This window comes from Polaribacter sp. SA4-10 (assembly GCF_002163835.1).
Lineage (GTDB): Bacteria > Bacteroidota > Bacteroidia > Flavobacteriales > Flavobacteriaceae > Polaribacter.
Genome location: NZ_CP019331.1, coordinates 2,948,142 through 2,967,496, shown reverse-complemented (window position 1 = coordinate 2,967,496; position 19,355 = coordinate 2,948,142). Strand labels below are relative to the sequence as shown.

Genomic DNA, 19,355 nt, shown 5'->3' with positions numbered 1-19,355 from the left:
TTAATCTATTGATTTAGATTTGATAGCTTTTAACGCCAACTTACAACATAATTCTGCTGCTTTATTCAAATTAGCAAAACGTGGGTCTTTTGTAAATCCTTTTTGATATCTATAATATATTTGTTGTGCAATTACTGCTATTTTAAACAATCCAAAAGCATAATAAAATACCAAATTATCTACATTTCTTCCAGATTTTTGCGCGTACATTTCTGCAATTTCACTTCTACTTGGGTTTCCTTCAAAAATTGTTGGAGAAGGAATTCCTTGTTTTACAAAATCATGATCTGTAGCTACTGTCCAATAACCAAGTGAAGTTCCTAAATCCATCAAAGGGTCCCCTAAAGTTGCCATTTCCCAATCTAAAACCGCTCTAATTTCTTGCCAAGAATCATCTTTAAAAACAACATTGTCATATTTATAATCATTGTGAATTAAACAGTGATTGTATTCTTTTGGTTGATTTTCATTCATCCATTTTATCACCATTTCTACTTCTGGATACTCATCTGTTTTGGCTTTTAGATATTGTTTTCCCCAATTACTAACTTGACGTTCTACATAACCTTCTGGTTTCCCTAGGTCTGACAAACCAATATTTTTATAATCTATAGTATGCAGTTCTACTAAGGTTTCTAACCAAGAATCTGCAATAGTTCTGTATTCTGATGGCGAAATATTTCTTTTTTTTGCTTCTTTATAATTAAGAATAATTCCATCTACTTTTTCCATGATATAAAAATCACTTCCTAAAATAGTTTCATCATCAGAAAAAGCAAACATTTTTGGTGCTTTAGAAAACACTTTACTTACACCACTTTGCACTTTAAACTCACGACTCATGTCATGACCTCTTTTAATTGCGCCAATTGGTGGTTTTCTTAATACAAATTGGTTATTTTCAATCTCAAGTAAATAGGTTAAATTAGAATATCCATGTGTAAATTGTTGTACAAACAAGTCACTTCCAACAGAATCGATCAATTCATTTTCCTGAAGGTATTTCTTCAACAAAACTTCATTTAACTCTTCACCTTTTCTAACTTTTTGATTGCTCATTATTGACTTCCATATTTTTTAATGCAACTTTTTCCTAGTTGATACATATGAACCTCATCCGGTCCATCTGCTAAACGCAACATTCGTGCAATCGCAAAATAATGTGGCAAATACGTATCTGGTCCAACACCTTTTCCTCCTAAGATTTGCATTGCTCTATCTATTACTTTTTGAGCCATATTTGGAGCAACAACTTTAATCATTGCTATTAAATCTTTAGCTTCCTTATTTCCTAATTTATCCATTTTATCAGCAGCAGAAAGTGTAAGCAAACGTGCTTGCTCTATTTCACATTGCGATTTTGCAATTTCATGACGAATACTACTATAATTGTAAAACTTTTTTCCAAATGTTTCTCTTTCTAAAGTTCTTTTAGACATAATTTCCAAAGCATATTGAGCCATTCCAACCAAACGCATACAATGATGAATTCTTCCAGGGCCTAAACGACCTTGAGCAATTTCAAAACCCCTTCCTTCTCCTAAAATTAAATTCTCTTTTGGAACTCTAACATTATTTAAAATGATTTCTGCATGTCCTTCTGGAGAATCATAATAACCAAAAACAGAAAGGGGTCTTACAATTTCTAATCCTTCTGTATTCATAGGAACCAAAACCATACTTTGTTGTTGATGCCTTTCTGCATTTGGATTTGTTTTCCCCATTACAATGGCAACTTTACAGTTAGGGTCCATTGCACCAGAAGACCACCATTTTCTTCCATTAATTACATAATCATCGCCATCTAAAACAATAGAAGTTTCAATATTTGTTGCATCTGAGGAAGCAACTTGTGGTTCTGTCATTAAAAAAGCTGAACGAATTTCTCCATTCATTAAAGGTCTTAACCACCTTTTTTTTTGTTCTTCACTTCCGTATTTTGCTAATACTTCCATGTTTCCAGTATCTGGAGCAGAACAATTAAATATTTCTGAAACCCAGATTTTTCTTCCCATTATTTCTGCTAATGGAGCATATTCTAAGTTGGTTAACCCTGGACTTAAATCACCATAATCTTTTGGAAGAAACAAGTTCCATAAACCAGCATCTTTAGCTTTTTGCTTTAACAATTCCGTTTTAGGAAAACGCTGCCACATATTGTTTTTATCACTTTGAAAAGCAATAAATTCTTGCTCTAACGGAACAATATGCTCTTCTATAAAAGTTGATAGTTTATGCTGTAATTCTTTTGATTTTTGTGGGTAATCGAAGTTCATTTTTAAAAATTAGTTTACAATAATTTTTACCACATATAACATAGACTATGCTACCTATATATCTACGTGGTAAATTTTAATAAATTTTATCCTGCAATCATATAACCACCATCTGCTGCATAAACACCACCAGTCATATAATTCCCAGCATTAGAAGCTAATAAACAAGCTAAGCCAACCATTTCTTCTGGCATCCCCATTCTTCCTGTTGGAAGTGCTTTTTCAACCTTGCCTAATATTTTTTCATTCTGCCAAAGTGCAGAACTGAATTTCGTTTTTATTAATCCTGGACAAATTGCATTTACTCTGATTCCGTATTTCCCCCATTCTTTTGCCTGATTCTTAGAAAGCATTAAAATGGCAGCTTTACTAGTACTATATAATCCTAATCCCAAACCTGGAGTTAATGCTTCTACTGATGCAATGTTAATAATGCTTCCGTTTTTATTCTCTTTTAAATGTGGCAAAACCAAGTTTGATAAACTCCAAGGAGCTTTTACATTTACATCTATAATTTTATCAAAAATTACTGGATCTACATCTTCAATTGGGCCAAAAACTGGATTAATTGCTGCATTATTTACTAAAATATCTATTCGTCCAAAAGCTTCAACTGTTTTATCTACTAAATCCTTACGTTGCTCTTCTTTCCCTATGTGACAAGCAATTCCAATTGCTTTTAAACCTTCTGCTATAAACTCTTTTACAACTTCATTACACGCTTCTTGATTTCTACTAGAAATTATAACTTGTGCTCCATTTTGTGCTAAGCCTTTTGCAATTGCTTTTCCAATTCCTTTGCTTGAACCTGTAATTATTGCTACTTTTCCTTCTAAATTAAATTGTTCTGAAATATGTGTCATTATAAGATGTATTCTTTGTCTTTTTTGATGGTTAAAACCTGATCACTCATTAAAGATTCTGCCAATGAATTTGTTTTAGGAACCTCATATTTAAAGTAAAATTTCATTGTATGGATTTTACTTTCGTAAAAATCTTCTGAGTATCTTTTATCAGTATTAGATAATGCAGTTTTTGCATCAACAGCCATTTCTAACCATAACCAACCTAAAACTACAATACTCATATACTCCATAAATAAATTAGCATCTGCTAAATATCTTTCGTAATTTCCTTTCGCTGCAAAAGGCATTAAGTGGTCTACTATTTTTTGCGAGAGTTTTAATTTCTCTACTAAAACTAAAGCATATTTTTTTAAATCATCCTCTTTTGAGGCCAAGTGAATTGTCTGCATTATTTCTGCAGCAAGTAACGCCAAACCTTTTCCGTTTTGCATCGTTACTTTTCTACCTAATAAATCTTGTGACTGAATTCCAGTAGTACCTTCATATAAAGAAAAAATTCTAATATCTCTATAATATTGCTGTAATACAAAATCGGTACAAAAACCATAACCTCCCAAAACTTGCAAACCATTATCTACAGATGCTGCTCCTGCTTCTGATGGAAACGTTTTTACAATAGGAATAATCATTTCTAACAGTAAATTGTATTTTTCTTTTTCTTCTTTTGATATTGAGGTAGTAATAATATCTTGGTATTTTGAAGCCAACAAAACCAAACTTAAAGAACCTTCTGCAATTGATTTTTGCAGCAATAACATTCTTCTAACATCTGGATGTTCAATAATTAAACTCGGACTTTCTGAAGGATTTTTTTTTCCTGTACTTGTTAATTTTCTTCCTTGTGGTCTTTCATTTGCATACTGCAAAGACGCTCTATAGGCAGCCATTGTAATAGCGGCTGCGCCTCTACCAACTGCAATTCTTGCGCCATTCATCATTAAAAACATTTGGTTTAACCCTTTATGCGCTTCCCCAACTAACCAACCTCTACAATCATCAGAATCTCCAAAACCTAAATGCGTTGTGCAATAACCTCTTTGTCCCATTTTTTGAAAATCTGCAACCGTCATTACATCATTATATACTAAAGTTCCATCTGCTTTTGGTCTATTTTTAGGAACAACAAATAATGAAATTCCTTTTGTTCCTTTTGGTGCGCCATTAATTCTTGCTAAAACTAAGTGCACAAAATTCTCTGAATGTTGATGATCGCCTCCAGAAATAAATATTTTTTGTCCACTAATTTTATAATAACCGTCCTCTGTTGGCGTTGCTTTTGTAGTAATATCAGACAACGAACTTCCTGCTTGAGGTTCTGTTAAACACATGGTACCTGCCCAAACACCCGAAATCATTTTTGGAACGTAAATTTCATTAAGTTTCTTATTGCCAAATTCTATAATTAACTCTGCAGAACCACTTGTTAAACCAGCATAACCAGGTAAGTTATTATTTGCAGCGTCCATAATATAAACAGCTGCTTGAAGCGCAGTAAATGGCATTTGCAAGCCACCAGCTTCATAATCAAAAGAAGCAGAAATAACACCCATTTCTCCTCCTTGTAACATCATCGTTTTTACTTGCTCATGAACAATTACAGTACCCTCTTTATAATAAGCAGGAGTTTTATCCATTTCTCTAAAATAAGGATACAATTCTCTATCAGAAAATTCTTTAACAGCATCAATAAAAAGATTCAACGATTCTATATCGTGATCTTCAAATCGTTCTCTCTCCAGTAAGTCTTTTAGTTTGTGAATATCATAAAGTATGTATTTAAGTGTTTCTAAGTCTACATACTTTTTTGACATATTTTGAAATTTTATAGTTGATTTTTAATTTTCATCAGCTCGGATCTAACAGCTTCTAATTTACTAATAATTTCGTGATTTTTAATAAGTTTGCTTGGATTTTTCTTCAATTTTTGTTTGGCGCCATCTAAAGTAAAGCCCCTTTCTTTTACTAAACTGAATATAAGTTTAAAGTTCCCAATATCTTCTTGCGTAAAAAGACGGTTTCCTTTTGCATTCTTTTTGGGCTTAATAATATCAAACTCTTTTTCCCAAAAACGAATTAATGATGTGTTCACATTAAAAGCTTTTGCTACTTCGCCAATCTTATAGTAACGTTTTTCGGGTAAGTCAATATGCATAAAGAACAGTAATTAGATTTAATCGTAAGATTGACCTTCTTCTTCCGATGCTTTTTGCATCGCTAAAAATTCTTCTGGAGTTAAGTCTCCGTAGTAAAAATTAATTGGATTTAAAGCAACATCATTTTTATGAACTTCATAATGTAAATGTGAAGAAACAGATCTACCAGTATTACCTACATAACCAATTAAATCTCCACGTTTTACTATTTGTCCTCTTTTTGCTTTTAATTTACTCATGTGTGCATAAATAGTTTTATACCCATATCCATGATCAATGTAAACCACTTTTCCATATGTTGCACTTCTTTGAGAACGAATTACAGTTCCATTTCCAGAAGCATAAATTGGTGTTCCAACAGACGCCGTAAAATCCATTCCTTTATGAAATTTTCTAATTTTTAAAATAGGATGCATTCTCCATTTATAACCAGATGCCATTCTTGTTAGGTCTACTAATTTTACTGGTAATATTGCAGGAATTGAAGCTAACATTTTTTCTTTTTCTTTAGCCAAAACAACTATTTCATCTAAAGATTTAGATTGTACAACCAGTTGTTTTGACAGCACATCTATATCTTTAGTTAATTTTGTAATCATTGTAGAGTTATCAAAACCTTCTAAAGACTTATATCTATTTACACCACCAAAGCCGGCTTTTCTTTGTTCATCTGGAATTGGATTTGCCTCAAAATAAATTCTATAAATATTATTATCTCTTTCTTGAAGTTGAGATAAAACGGAAGAACTTTCTTCCATTCTTTTGGAAAGTAAATCGTAATGTAATTTAAGATTTTCTAATTCTCTTTTTTGAGAACGTTCATTTGGAGACATTATAAACTGACTAAGAAAAACAAAACCAATAAAAGCAATTAATAGTATCGAAAAAAACCCATAAACAGTTTTCTTGAAGAAATCACTTTTCTTTACCGCAATTTTCCGGTAAGAAAGCGTGTCTGCATCGTAATAATATTTTACTTTCGCCATAATGCTAAATGTACTATTTTTGTACTCTTAAAATTTATTTTTTATTGAAAACTTATTTTTAATAACTTACGAATTTACAAAATGTTTTACAACTGCTTTTTTTAAAGTAGTATTTTTAAAGATATATTAACAAAATCCATTTAATTGGAAATTTCTTTTTTTATGAAATCTCAAGACGTTAGATCAACTTTTTTAAACTTTTTCCAAGAAAAATCTCATTTAATTGTTCCTTCTGCACCAATGGTAACAAAGGATGACCCAACTTTAATGTTTGTAAATTCTGGAATGGCTCCTTTTAAAGAATATTTTCTAGGAAATGGAAAACCAAAAAATAACAGAATTACAGACTCTCAAAAATGCTTACGTGTTTCTGGTAAACATAATGACTTAGAAGAAGTTGGTTATGATACATATCACCATACGCTGTTTGAAATGTTAGGGAACTGGAGTTTTGGAGATTACTTTAAAAAGGAAGCAATTGCTTGGGCTTGGGAATTATTAACTGAAGTTTATAAAATTGATAAGGACATTTTATATGTAACGGTTTTTGAAGGAACCAAAGATGCTGATAACTTAAAAATGGACTCAGAGGCTTACGATTTATGGAAACAATTTATTCCTGAAGACCGTATTTTAATGGGAAATAAAAAAGATAATTTCTGGGAAATGGGAGAACAAGGACCTTGTGGACCTTGTTCTGAAATTCATGTAGACATTCGTTCTGCTGAAGAAAAAGCAAAAACTCCTGGAGAAGATTTAATAAATAAAGACCATCCTCATGTAGTAGAAATCTGGAACTTGGTTTTTATGCAATACAACAGAAAAGCGAATGGTTCTCTTGAGAACCTACCTAATAAACATATTGATACTGGAATGGGGTTTGAGCGTTTATGTATGGTTTTACAAAACGTACAATCTAATTATGATACAGATATTTTTACACCAATAATTAGAGAAATTGAAACAATTACCAATACAAAATACGGAGAAAATGAGCAGCAAGATATTGCAACTCGTGTAATTTCTGATCATGTTAGAGCTGTTGCTTTTTCAATTGCAGACGGTCAACTACCAAGTAATACTGGTGCTGGCTATGTAATTAGAAGAATTTTACGAAGAGCGGTTCGTTATGGATTTACTTTCTTAGACAAAAAAGAACCTTTTCTTTACAAGTTAGTTGAAGTTTTAAGTAAAAAAATGGGAGATGCTTTTCCAGAAATTAAAGGGCAGAAACAATTAATTGAAAATGTAATTAAAGAAGAAGAAACTTCTTTTTCAAGAACTTTAGATCAAGGTTTACTTTTATTAGATAGAATTATAGACAACGCTACAGACAATCAGATATCTGGAGAAAAAGCTTTTGAATTATATGACACTTTCGGTTTCCCTATAGATTTAACAGCTTTAATTCTTTCTGAAAAAGGGTTGAGTTTAGATGAAAAAGGGTTTCAAGAAGAGTTACAGAAACAAAAAAACAGGTCTAGAGCAGCTAGTGAAATGTCTACAGATGATTGGACCATTTTAGTGGATGATAAAATTGAAGAATTTGTTGGTTATGACTCTTTAGAGGCTACCGTTAAATTAACTCGTTATAGAAAAGTAGTCTCTAAAAAAGAGGGCGAAATGTATCAACTTGTATTTAATTTAACTCCTTTTTATCCTGAAGGTGGTGGGCAAGTTGGTGATAAAGGGCATATAGAAGATTCACAAGGAAATATTCTTTATATCTTAAACACAAAGAAGGAAAACAATGTAATTATTCATTTTACAAAAAATCTTCCAAAAGATATTAATGCAACATTTAAGACAGTTGTAGATAAAAAACAACGTCATAGAACAGCATGTAACCATACAGCAACTCACTTATTGCATCAAGCTTTAAGAGAAGTTTTAGGAACTCATGTAGAGCAAAAAGGTTCTGCTGTGAATTCTAAATATTTACGTTTCGATTTTTCTCACTTTTCTAAATTAACTGTTGAAGAATTACGTGAAGTAGAAAACTTTGTAAATAATAGAATTTCTGGTCAACTTCCTTTAGAAGAGAAAAGAAACATACCAATGCAACAAGCAATTGAAGAAGGTGCAATGGCGTTATTTGGTGAAAAATATGGAGATACTGTAAGAGCTATAAAATTTGGTAAATCTGTTGAATTATGTGGCGGAACTCACGTAAAAAATACAGGTGACATTTGGCATTTTAAAATTAAATCTGAAGGTGCTGTTGCTTCTGGAATTAGAAGGATTGAAGCAATTACAAATGACGCTGTAAAAGAGTTCTATTCTGAAAACAATAAAGCTTTATTCGAAATTAGAGATTTATTAAATAATACAAAAGAACCTGTAAAAGCAGTACAGGTATTACAAGAAGAAAACTCATCATTAAAAAAACAAATTGAGCAATTACTAAAAGATAAAGCTCAAAATTTAACTGGCGAATTAAAAAATCAATTGCAAGAAATTAATGGTGTACTGTTTTTAGCTACAAAAATAGACTTAGATCCAAATGGAATTAAAAATTTAGCTTTTTCTTTAGGGAAAGAGTATAAAAATTTATTCTTATTTTTTGCTACTTCTGCTGCAAAAGACAAAGCAATGTTAACTTGTTACATTTCTAAAGAATTAGCAAATGAACGTGGTTATGATGCAGGAAAAGTTGTTAGAGAATTAGGTAAACTAATTCACGGTGGTGGAGGTGGACAAAACTTCTTTGCAACTGCAGGAGGTAAAAACCCTAGTGGAATCCCTAAAGTTTTAGAGAAAGTTAAAGAGTATTTGGTATAAATTTTAGCGTATGCAACTCCAAACCAAGATTCCATTAAAAAAAGAGACAAGAAATTTAATAGATTATAATTCTAAACTGTTATTATTAGGATCTTGTTTTTCAGAAAATATTGGCAACAAACTAAATCATTTTAAGTTTCAAACGAATCAAAATCCATTCGGGATCTTATTTCACCCAAAAGCAATTGAATCACTAATTACAAATGCTATAAATAAAAAAGTCTATACAGCAACTGATTTGGTTTTTCAAAATGAACGCTGGCATTGTTTTGATGCGCATTCTAATTTAAGTGCTGTTGATAAAAATGAACTTTTAAACAATTTAAATACTGCCATTTCATCAACAAACAACCAGTTACAAGAAGCTTCACATATAATAATTACGTTAGGAACTTCTTGGGTTTATCGTTTTATAGAAACTGATAAAGTTGTAGCCAATTGCCATAAAATTCCACAGAAAAAATTCTTAAAAGAATTACTTTCTGTTGATGAAATTACACAAATTTTAGAAGCAATAATTTCACTTTTAAAAGCTGTAAATAAAGATGTAAATGTACTTTTTACGGTTTCTCCTATTCGTCATTTAAAAGATGGTTTTATAGAAAACACCCAAAGTAAATCGCACTTAATTGCAGGAATTCATAATGTTATCGATAAAAAAAATAACACCTTTTACTTTCCTTCTTATGAAATTATGATGGACGAATTACGTGATTATCGTTTTTATGCAGAAGACATGATTCACCCAAGTAAAACAGCAATTAATTACATTTGGGAAAGGTTTATTTTTTCATGGTTTTCTAGTGAATCATTAACTACAATGCAAGAAATAGAAACAATACAAAAAGGAATTTCTCATAGACCTTTTAATAAAAATTCTGAGAAACATCAACAATTTTTAAACAATTTGGAAATAAAAAAAGAAAAAATAACTCAGCAATTTTCTTTCATAAGTTTCTAAAAAATGTATTTATCACATTGGTTTGTATATTGAGAGCTTTAAAATTTCTCTTACTATTTTTTTTATAAAAAACGGTGCTTTTATAGCATAAAGGAAGTTGTTATGAGAGCACAAAAAAAACACCTTATTTAATAAAGAAAATATTTTGTACTTTGCAAACCATATACCCCCTTCTAAATGATAAAAAAAATAATTATTGGTATTATTGCTGGCACTCTAATTGGTCTATTTATTTCTTCAATTTTCATGTTAGATGAAATATACTTAAAAGAATTACTGCTAACAAAAATTACTGCAACATCAATTATAACTGGTGCTTTTTGCGGTATTTATGCTCATTTATCAAAGTCTAAACTACAAGTGTTTTTAGTTTCAATATTAATTGGAGCAGTTGTTTTTTATATAAAATACATAGTCACAGGACATGATTATGACCCTATTACAATGGGTATATTTGTAGGCTCTATGTTAGGAGGAACTTTTGCAGTGATAAGAAAAATAACACATTCTTTTAAAGTTTTTAACCGTTTAAGAACACTTCAAAAGAATGGTTAAATTTTAACTATTTTATAAACTGGTCAACATTTTGCCAAGGACCACCATTAATAATATCTATACCATGTTTAGATAAAAACTGAGTAGCTTGTCCACTTCTAGCTCCACTTCTACAAACTGCAATAATAGGTTTCCCCCAAGATTTTACTTTTTCAATTTCTAAAGGGATTAAATTTAAAGCAATGTGTTTTGCGCTAGCCGTGTGCCCTTCATCCCACTCTTCTTTAGTTCTAACATCTAAAATAATTGCTCCTTTTTCTAAGAATTCTTTTATTTCTGCACTCATATCTTTTCTCTTAAACATGTCAAATAGACCCATGTTATTTTTTTTATTATTAAATTCCGCACAAAACTAATCCATTTTCAATAAGCTTTGTGTAGCTTTTGTTACATTTCAACTTTTCTAACTGTTTCAAAATTTCATTTTGAATTGAAAAATTATTCTGCAAAGCTAATTCATATAACTCTAAATTCAATAACCAATCTGAAGAGAAATTTATTTTTAACTGATTAAATATTGCTATTATTTTTTCTTCCGTTGCTATATTTTCTTCTCGTATTCTCCTTACTTCTGCATATAAATTATACAACTCTTTTTCTTGATTAGTGTAGCTAATTTTATGTGTTTTTGTTTCAGAAACTTTCCCTAAATCTTCAAAAGAATTTAAATCTGCAGGACCTGAATAAGCAGAAATAACTTCTTTACCAATAGCCATATCATAAATACCCCATTCTGGTTCAAACAAGATGGTATCTCCATGAGTAACTGTACAATTTTTAAAAGAAATTAATAAAATTCTACCACTTAAATCTCTTGTTCCAGTAATTACATCTCCAATTACTTTTATTCCACCTTCAAATTCTAACATTATTTGCTTTCCTTCATAAATTTCATAAGCATCTAAATCTCTTGGACTCATGTCTTCAATTGGTAAATTAATTCCTTTTAATTTTCCTATTGGGCTTCCAAAACCATCTGTATGCTTTTCAATTCCATGACCAATTAATTCTTTATCTCTGTTAGAAAGTGCTGTTTTTCCGGTAGTTTTCACATAAATAGGATTGTCATTTTCATCTGAGATAACATCTGTAAAAACGCCAGAAATTTGAATTCCAGTGCTCAACTCTATAGTTCCTAAATTTTCAGAATTTATTAATTTCCTTACACCTTTTAAACCTCCTTTTCTAATTGCCATTTTATTTGCAAACTGTTCTAAAACTAAACTTAAATGTGCAAAATTTGGTATAACAAATAATTGTGGTTGTGGTTTTGTAATATCAAAATTTACGTTTGCAGCTTCAATTGAATAAGGAGTTTTCTTTACCTCTTCTTGCATACACCATGCACTTTCTCCTATTGAGGATAATAAACCTGCACCATAAATTTTTGGATTTTCTAAATCCCCTATCAAACCATATTCTACAGTCCACCAATGTAAATTTCTAATCTGTGCCATTTCAGACAATTCGCCCATATTATCTTGCAGAAACTCAACTTTTTGCTGTGCTTCAGAAACTTCTTTTTCTATTGCATTTGGATTTTCTTTTAAAATAGAAAGTAACCTAATTGCTTCATACATTTCATAATCTTTAGACGATGAAATTGCCTTACTTCCTATTTCTCCAAATCGTCTTAAATATTCTGCATATTCTGGGTTTGCAATAATTGGTGCATGACCTGCTGCTTCATGGATAATATCTGGAGCTGGAGTATATTCTATATGATTTATTGTTCTCATATCTGAAGCAATTACCAAAACATTATACGCCTGAAACTCCATAAAAGCATTTGGAGGAATAAAACCGTCTACAGAAACTGCAGCCCAACCAATGTCTTTTAAAATTCTATTCATTCCTTCCATATAAGGAATCGTTTCTATAGAAATACCTGTTTTCTCTAATCCAAATATATAAGATTCATGAGCAACTTTACTTAAATAGTCTACATTCATCCTCATTACATATCTCCAAACTGCTTGGTTTTGTGCTGTATATTCATGATAAGGTTGTTTTACAACAAACTTATGGAGATGTTTAGGTAGCTTTTTTGTCACCTCGTTTGATTGAAAATTTGTTTTCATTAAGAATTTGATAAAATTTACCTTGTAAAATTACGAATAATACAACTCATTATTCCCTTTTTTTGATGTTAAAAATTTAGTTTTATATATTTTACGCAGCAAACAAAAATCAAAAAATTAAAAAATAAAAAAAAATAAGAAGAGGTAATTGGAAAATTTCAATGTTTATAGGAATCACTTTAAGTGCTTTTGCGTATCAAAAAAAATGTAATCAGAGAGAAGTTAATACTGATACATGCAAATCGCAATCATTTAGCCTTTCTCCGTAACAAGAAATTGTAATTAATTTACAATAAGGTCCAATGATGGAAAAACAATATATGGGTTTATATCCTAACCAAAAAGCACAAGGTTTGGTAGATAGAGTTGCAAGAATTAAAAAAGGTAAAAGATAAATTCATCTATTCTTATAACACAAAATAGGCTGTCTTTTCAGACAGTCTATTTTTCTTTAGTTTAATTAATTCAAATAATACTTCTAAAGTGCTTTTTTAATAACCTTAACTACATCAAGTGCTTTAGACCTTTTAGCCATATCAAGTGCAGTCATATTTCCTTTATCTGATCTTGTTTTTAATTTTGCTCCGTTGTCTATTAAAAGTTGGGCAATTTTTGCTTTGTTGTGTCTTCCAGCAAACATTAACGGCGTCAATCCGTTTGATTTTTTATTTACATCTTCACCCGCTTTAATAAGAGATTTTACAGCATCAAAATCCCCCATTTGTATTAGCTTACAAAAAGAGTTTACGTTATTAGAAAAGGAAGTCATTGTAGATTTCTCTTCTTTTATTGGTTCATTAATAGAAGTTGCATTTATAGTACTAATTGCAAAAAGACCTAAGAAAATTGGTAAGATTAATTTTTTCATAATGATAGAATTTTAAGTTAAAAATTTATTTGTTTGTTATATTATAGTAGACTGCAGAAAAAAAATAATGTTTCACTAAAACTAGACATTAACAAGCGTTTAACACTTTAAGACACCTAAATCATAAAAAATGTTAATACTGTTAAATTTTAACATTTTTAAATAAATACACCTTAAAAATTTACGGTATCGGTTTCGTGAAATTTTAAACAGAAGACATAATTATTTCTTATTTTTACTCCTTATAAATTCTAGAAGATGAACAAGAAAGTTATACTAATGATTTTGGATGGATGGGGAATTACACAAGACCCAAAAGTATCTGCTATTTACAATGCAAAAACGCCATTTATTAATGGTTTATATGATAAGTATCCACATGCAGAATTAAGAACTGATGGTGAACATGTTGGTTTACCAGAAGGACAAATGGGTAATTCTGAAGTAGGACATATGAATTTAGGTGCAGGAAGAATCGTTTATCAGAATCTAGCACGTATCAATAAAGCGGTAAGAGAAAAAACTTTAGGAAAAGAAAAAGCATTATTAGATACGCTTAATTATGCTAAAGAAAATAACAAGGATGTTCATTTATTAGGCTTGGTTTCTAATGGAGGAATTCATGCACACATAGATCATCTAAAAGGAATTATAGATGTTGCAAAAGAAAATAATGTTGAAAATGTGTATTTACATGCATTTACAGACGGACGAGATTGTGATCCTAAATCTGGAACCTATTTTATAAATGATGTTCAGCAATACATGAAAGAAAATGGTGGAGAATTAGCCTCTGTTACTGGACGTTATTATGCAATGGACAGAGATAATAGATGGGAACGTGTTAAGGAAGCTTATGATGGTCTTGTAAATGGAGTTGGAACAAAAACTACAGATGTAATTGCTACAATGAACGCAAATTACGAAGCAGGAATTACGGATGAATTTCATAAATCTATTATTGTAACAAAGGAAGATGGCACTCCAAAATCACAAATTAAAGATGGTGATGTGGTTCTTTTCTTTAACTACAGAACAGATAGAGGAAGAGAGTTAACAAATGCTTTATCTCAAAAAGATTTTCCAGAATACAATATGAAAAAATTAGATTTATACTATACAACGATGACTTTGTATGATAAATCTTTTACAGGAATAAATGTTATTTACAATAGTGATAATATTAAAAATACTTTGGGAGAAGTTTTATCTAAAGCAGGTAAAAAACAAATTAGAATTGCAGAAACAGAAAAATATCCACACGTAACTTTTTTCTTTTCTGGCGGACAAGAAGAACCTTTTGAAGGAGAATCTAGAATTTTAAAAAACTCTCCAAAAGTTGCTACTTATGACTTAAAACCAGAAATGAGTGCTTATGAATTAAAAGATGCACTTTGTGAAGATTTAGAAAAAGGGGAAACAGATTTTGTTTGTTTAAACTTTGCTAATGGAGATATGGTTGGGCATACAGGTATTATGGAAGCTGCTATTAAAGCTTGTGAAGCAGTAGATAAATGTGCAAAAGATGTAATTGAAACAGGTTTAGAAAATGGGTATTCTATTCTATTAATTGCAGATCATGGTAACTGTGAAACAATGATGAATCCAGATGGTTCTCCTAATACAGCTCACACTACAAATCCTGTACCTTTCATTTTAATTGACAAAGAAATAAAATCAATAAAAAGTGGTATATTAGGCGACATTGCTCCTACTATTTTAGATTTAATGGGAGTTGAACAACCTAAAGAAATGACACAACACTCTTTATTGTAATTTAATTTTTAGAAATGAAAAACTTTTTCCTTATTGCAATAATTGTAATTATATCATCTTGTGCTACTCAGAAAAAAGTGACTGCACAAAAAAATAAAAGCGGTGATTTGATTGGCTTAGTAGATAAAGAATCTTTTAACCAAGCACCTTATTCAAGGTGGTTTAATCAAAGATATGATACTTACAAGCCAGATGCAGCAACTGTAAATGCTTTAAAAGAAAAACTTAAAGGAGTTAAAATTAAAGGTTTTATGGGAACTTGGTGTGTAGATAGTAAAAGAGAAACTCCTCGTTTTTATAAAATTTTAGAACAAGCAGATTTTAATACTAAAAACTTTGAGTTAATTACAGTAAACAGAAGTAAAAAAACACCCGATAATTTACAAAGAGGTCTTACTATTAAAAGAGTACCCACTTTTATTTTTTACAGAGACGGCAAAGAAATTGGACGTTATGTAGAATATGCTCGTGAATCTTTAGAAAAAGATATATTAAAAATTCTTTCAGGACAAGCATATAAACATTCTTACGATAAATAAAATAATGCTTACCAATAATAGTAAAATAATAGCAGTAGATTTTGATGGAACCATTGTAGAAGATGCGTATCCAAAAATCGGGAAATCCATTATTTTTGCTTTTGAAACATTAAAAAAACTACAATCAGAAGGGTATCGATTAATTCTTTGGACCTATAGGTGTGGCTCTAAACTAGATGAAGCTGTTGTTTTTTGCAAAGAAAATGGTATTGAGTTTTACGCAGTAAATAAAAGTTTCCCTGAAGAAATATTTGATAAAAAATACAGTAGAAAAATTCATGCAGATTTATTTATTGATGACAGAAACGTTGGTGGATTTTTAGGTTGGACAGAAATCTACAAAGAAATATTTAACTATGAACCTGGCGTAAAAAAGAAAAAAGGCTTTTTCTCTTTTTTAAAATAACTTAAAAAACACCTAAACTAAAATTTAGGTGTTTTCTTTTTAATATCTAATCTTAGTCTCTTACCTCATCAAAATATGATTTTTCAATAAGTTCTCTATGAGTTGGATGTGCAATTTTAACCAACTCCTTAACTCTTTGTTTTAATGTTTTTCCATACAAATTAGCGACACCAAATTCTGTAACAATATAATGAGCATGCGCCCTTGTAGTAACAACCCCTGCTCCATTTTTCAAAAAAGGAACAATTTTACTAACTCCCTTTTTAGTCATTGAGGGAAGTGCAATAATGGCTTTTCCTCCATTACTTAAAGAAGCTCCTCTCATAAAATCCATTTGACCTCCAACACCAGAATACAATTTCCCTCCAATAGAATCTGCACAAATTTGTCCAGTTAAATCTACCTCTATAGCAGAGTTTATTGCAACCATTTTTGGATTTAACTTTATATTTGAAGCATCATTTACATAATCTGCAGATCGTAACTCTACAAACGGATTATCGTCAACAAAATCATATAATTTTTTACTTCCTATTAAAAAAGTAGCTAAAGACCTTCCAGGGTTTATGCCTTTGTAATTTCCATTAATTACATCTTTTTCTATCAAATTTATAACTCCATCAGAAAACATTTCTGTGTGTAAACCTAAATTTTTATGATTTTCTAATTTAGACAACACCGCATTTGGAATTGTTCCTATTCCCATTTGAAGTGTACTTTTGTCTTCAATTAAATTAGCAACATACGCACCAATTTTATGTTCTACTTCAGTAGATTTTGGCATCAAATGTTCAAAAATTGGAGTATCTACTTCAACCAAAGTATCAATTTCAGAAACATGTATAATTCCTTCTCCATGAACGCGAGGCATTTGTGGGTTAACTTGTGCTATTACATGTTTTGCATTTTCTATAGCAGCTAAAGTTGCTTCAACAGAAACACCTAAAGAGCAATAGCCATGTCTATCTGGTTTAGAAACATGAATTAAAGCTACATCTACAGGAAGTATGTTTCGCTTAAAAAGCATTGGAACTTCGCTTAAAAAAACGGGTGTATAAGAACCATTTCCTACTTTTATTGTATGCCGCACATTTGAACCAATAAAAAAAGAATTTACATGAAAACTCTTCTTAAGACTTACATTAGCATAAGGTGCTAATCCTTCTGTATGTAGATGACAAACTTCTACTTTTCTTAATTCTTCATGCCTATTCGTCATTGCAATTATTAATTCTTGCGGAGCTGCAGCTCCTGCCTGAATATAAACCCTATTGTTAGACTTAATAACCTTTACTGCTTCTGATGCTGTTGCTAATTTATACACTCTTTATTTATTTATAAAGCAAATTACCGAATAAACATTTTTCTAAAAAATGAACTATATCATATTTTATCTTATAATTCTGATGATAAAATAAAAATCTAAATAAGTACCTTTGCAATTCAATATATTTGAAGATGATTAAAATAAAAACTAAAGAAGAAATAGAAATTATGCGCGAAAGTGCATTGGTAGTTTCAAAAACATTAGGAATGCTTGCAAAAGAAGTAAAACCAGGTGTTTCTACTTTATATTTAGATAAACTTGCAGAAGACTTTATAAGAGCAGAAGGTGCTATTCCTGGTTTTTTAGGTTTATATGACTTTCCAAATACGCTTTGTATGAGTCCAAACGCTCAAGTAGTTCATGGAATTCCTAACAAAGAACTATTAAAAGAGGGAGATATTATTTCTATTGATTGTGGTGCAAAGAAAAATGGTTTTTATGGTGATCATGCGTATACATTTGCTGTAGGTGAAATTGCTGCTGACACAAAAAAATTATTAGACATTACCAAAGAAAGTTTATACGTTGGTATTAGAGAGTTGAAAGCTGGAAATAGAGTTGGTGATGTAGGTTATGCAATTCAAAAATTTACAGAAGATCATGGTTATGGTGTTGTTAGAGAATTAGTTGGTCATGGTTTAGGGCGTGAAATGCACGAAGATCCAGAAATGCCAAATTACGGAAAAAGAGGAAGAGGCAAAAAATTTGTTGAAGGGATGGTAGTTGCTATAGAACCTATGACCAATTTAGGAACTCATAAAATAAAACAACATTCTGATGGTTGGACAATTACAACTTTAGACGGAAAACCATCTGCTCATTTTGAACATGATATTGCAATTGTTAATGGAAAACCAGAACTACTTTCTACTTTTAAATATATTTATGAAGCTTTAGGTATTGAAAGTAATGAAGAAGATGAATTTAGAGCTAATTTATAACACTTAGTGTCTATATTCAAATCCATATTAAATACAATTCCACGTCCTTTTTTAATAAAAGCAAGTTATTGGGTAAGACCCATTATCGCTTTTTATTTAAAAGGAGATAATTTTACAGATCCAATTGATGGCAAAAGTTTTCGCAAATTTTTGCCTTATGGATATGGAAAACAACGTCAAAACGCACTTTCTCCTTCTACATTAGCTTTAGAAAGACATCGATTAATGTGGCTTTTTCTTCAGCAAGAAACTGCTTTTTTTACTTCAAAAGAAAAATTAAAAGTTTTACATATTGCTCCTGAACAATGTTTTTTAGATATTTTTAGAAAGCAAAAAAACCTGGATTATATAACTTCTGATTTAGAATCTCCTATTGCAGACGTAAAAGCAGATATTTGCGATTTACCTTTTAAAGAAAACGAATTTGATGTTGTTTTTTGTAATCATGTTTTAGAACATATAGATGATGATACAAAAGCCATGCAAGAGTTATACAGAGTTCTAAAAACTGGCGGTATGGGAATATTTCAAATTCCTCAAGATTTATCTAGAGAAAAAACCTTTGAGGATAACACTATAACTGATAGAAAAGAACGTGCTAAAATCTTTGGACAGTATGACCATGTTAGAGTTTATGGTCGCGATTATTTTAACAAACTTCGTGCTATTGGTTTTAAAGTAGATGAAGTTGATTATACACAAAAAATTACTCCAGAAAAACTAGAACGATTTTGTTTAATGAAGAATGAAATTCTTCCTGTATGTTATAAAAAATAATTTTATTTCATTCATAGCATATAATCATCAAAAGACACTGCATTTATATACTCAACTGCTAA

The 19,355-nt window shown here is 30.5% G+C and carries 18 protein-coding genes; 8 read left to right on the top strand and 10 right to left on the bottom strand.

Going from position 1 to position 19,355, the window contains the following annotated elements:
* The 6 genes from BTO04_RS12950 to BTO04_RS12925 form a co-directional block, all read right to left on the bottom strand.
* Positions 1 to 1,059, bottom strand: coding sequence for a phosphotransferase family protein (locus tag BTO04_RS12950; RefSeq protein ID WP_087564898.1), 1,059 nt, complete (start codon positions 1,057 to 1,059; stop codon positions 1 to 3).
* Positions 1,059 to 2,276, bottom strand: a complete 1,218-nt coding sequence (locus BTO04_RS12945) for an acyl-CoA dehydrogenase family protein (RefSeq protein WP_087564897.1) — start codon at positions 2,274 to 2,276, stop codon at positions 1,059 to 1,061. Before BTO04_RS12945 ends, BTO04_RS12950 begins: the two co-directional genes overlap by 1 nt.
* 86 nt (positions 2,277 to 2,362) lie before the next feature.
* On the bottom strand, positions 2,363 to 3,139 hold the full coding sequence (locus BTO04_RS12940) for an SDR family NAD(P)-dependent oxidoreductase (RefSeq protein ID WP_087564896.1): 777 nt from the start codon (positions 3,137 to 3,139) through the stop codon (positions 2,363 to 2,365).
* On the bottom strand, positions 3,139 to 4,953 hold the full coding sequence (locus BTO04_RS12935; protein ID WP_087564895.1) for an acyl-CoA dehydrogenase: 1,815 nt from the start codon (positions 4,951 to 4,953) through the stop codon (positions 3,139 to 3,141). Before BTO04_RS12935 ends, BTO04_RS12940 begins: the two co-directional genes overlap by 1 nt.
* A gap of 11 nt (positions 4,954 to 4,964) precedes the next feature.
* Positions 4,965 to 5,294 (bottom strand): MerR family transcriptional regulator, encoded by a 330-nt coding sequence (locus BTO04_RS12930; protein WP_087564894.1) that lies wholly within the window; start codon positions 5,292 to 5,294, stop codon positions 4,965 to 4,967.
* 18 nt (positions 5,295 to 5,312) lie between these two features.
* Positions 5,313 to 6,281: a M23 family metallopeptidase gene (locus BTO04_RS12925; protein ID WP_087564893.1), complete on the bottom strand. Its 969-nt coding sequence runs from the start codon at positions 6,279 to 6,281 to the stop codon at positions 5,313 to 5,315.
* Positions 6,282 to 6,443: 162 nt separating this feature from the next.
* On the opposite strand from BTO04_RS12925, the gene alaS reads away from it, so the two are divergent.
* The 3 genes from alaS to BTO04_RS12910 all read left to right on the top strand — a co-directional run bounded on the left by alaS (position 6,444) and on the right by BTO04_RS12910 (position 10,578).
* Entirely contained in the window at positions 6,444 to 9,062 is a 2,619-nt protein-coding gene (gene alaS / locus BTO04_RS12920; RefSeq protein ID WP_087565420.1) for an alanine--tRNA ligase, read from the top strand.
* 10 nt (positions 9,063 to 9,072) lie between these two features.
* Positions 9,073 to 10,023: a GSCFA domain-containing protein gene (locus BTO04_RS12915; protein WP_087564892.1), complete on the top strand. Its 951-nt coding sequence runs from the start codon at positions 9,073 to 9,075 to the stop codon at positions 10,021 to 10,023.
* Positions 10,024 to 10,200: 177 nt separating this feature from the next.
* Positions 10,201 to 10,578 carry a hypothetical protein gene (locus BTO04_RS12910; protein WP_087564891.1) on the top strand — a complete coding sequence of 126 codons (378 nt, stop codon included), beginning with the start codon at positions 10,201 to 10,203 and terminating at the stop codon, positions 10,576 to 10,578.
* Between the two features lie 7 nt (positions 10,579 to 10,585).
* Here BTO04_RS12910 and BTO04_RS12905 read toward each other — a convergent pair whose 3' ends face one another.
* From BTO04_RS12905 to BTO04_RS12895, 3 genes are all read right to left on the bottom strand, one after another.
* The gene (locus BTO04_RS12905) at positions 10,586 to 10,882 is read right to left on the bottom strand and encodes a rhodanese-like domain-containing protein (RefSeq protein ID WP_232455903.1); all 297 of its coding nucleotides are present in this window, start codon (positions 10,880 to 10,882) and stop codon (positions 10,586 to 10,588) included.
* A 31-nt stretch (positions 10,883 to 10,913) separates the two neighbouring features.
* Positions 10,914 to 12,659: an aromatic amino acid hydroxylase gene (locus tag BTO04_RS12900; protein WP_087564890.1), complete on the bottom strand. Its 1,746-nt coding sequence runs from the start codon at positions 12,657 to 12,659 to the stop codon at positions 10,914 to 10,916.
* Positions 12,660 to 13,137: 478 nt separating this feature from the next.
* On the bottom strand, positions 13,138 to 13,527 hold the full coding sequence (locus BTO04_RS12895; RefSeq protein ID WP_087564889.1) for an ankyrin repeat domain-containing protein: 390 nt from the start codon (positions 13,525 to 13,527) through the stop codon (positions 13,138 to 13,140).
* A 258-nt stretch (positions 13,528 to 13,785) separates the two neighbouring features.
* Between BTO04_RS12895 and gpmI the strand changes: the two genes are divergently transcribed.
* From gpmI to BTO04_RS12880, 3 genes are read left to right on the top strand one after another with little or no spacing between them, the layout of a single operon-like run.
* Positions 13,786 to 15,303, top strand: a complete 1,518-nt coding sequence (gene gpmI, locus BTO04_RS12890) for a 2,3-bisphosphoglycerate-independent phosphoglycerate mutase (RefSeq protein ID WP_087564888.1) — start codon at positions 13,786 to 13,788, stop codon at positions 15,301 to 15,303.
* Between the two features lie 14 nt (positions 15,304 to 15,317).
* Entirely contained in the window at positions 15,318 to 15,842 is a 525-nt protein-coding gene (locus BTO04_RS12885; protein WP_087564887.1) for a thioredoxin family protein, read from the top strand.
* A 4-nt stretch (positions 15,843 to 15,846) separates the two neighbouring features.
* Positions 15,847 to 16,248, top strand: coding sequence for a BT0820 family HAD-type phosphatase (locus BTO04_RS12880; protein ID WP_087564886.1), 402 nt, complete (start codon positions 15,847 to 15,849; stop codon positions 16,246 to 16,248).
* Between the two features lie 52 nt (positions 16,249 to 16,300).
* On the opposite strand, the gene BTO04_RS12875 is transcribed toward BTO04_RS12880, so the two are convergent.
* Complete coding sequence (locus BTO04_RS12875; RefSeq protein WP_087564885.1) at positions 16,301 to 17,572, bottom strand: acetyl-CoA hydrolase/transferase family protein; 1,272 nt, start codon at positions 17,570 to 17,572, stop codon at positions 16,301 to 16,303.
* Between the two features lie 134 nt (positions 17,573 to 17,706).
* Between BTO04_RS12875 and map the strand changes: the two genes are divergently transcribed.
* Positions 17,707 to 18,516 (top strand): type I methionyl aminopeptidase, encoded by an 810-nt coding sequence (gene map, locus BTO04_RS12870; protein ID WP_087564884.1) that lies wholly within the window; start codon positions 17,707 to 17,709, stop codon positions 18,514 to 18,516.
* Positions 18,517 to 18,522: 6 nt separating this feature from the next.
* Positions 18,523 to 19,293 carry a class I SAM-dependent methyltransferase gene (locus tag BTO04_RS12865; protein ID WP_198342066.1) on the top strand — a complete coding sequence of 257 codons (771 nt, stop codon included), beginning with the start codon at positions 18,523 to 18,525 and terminating at the stop codon, positions 19,291 to 19,293.
* Positions 19,294 to 19,355 lie beyond the last annotated feature (62 nt).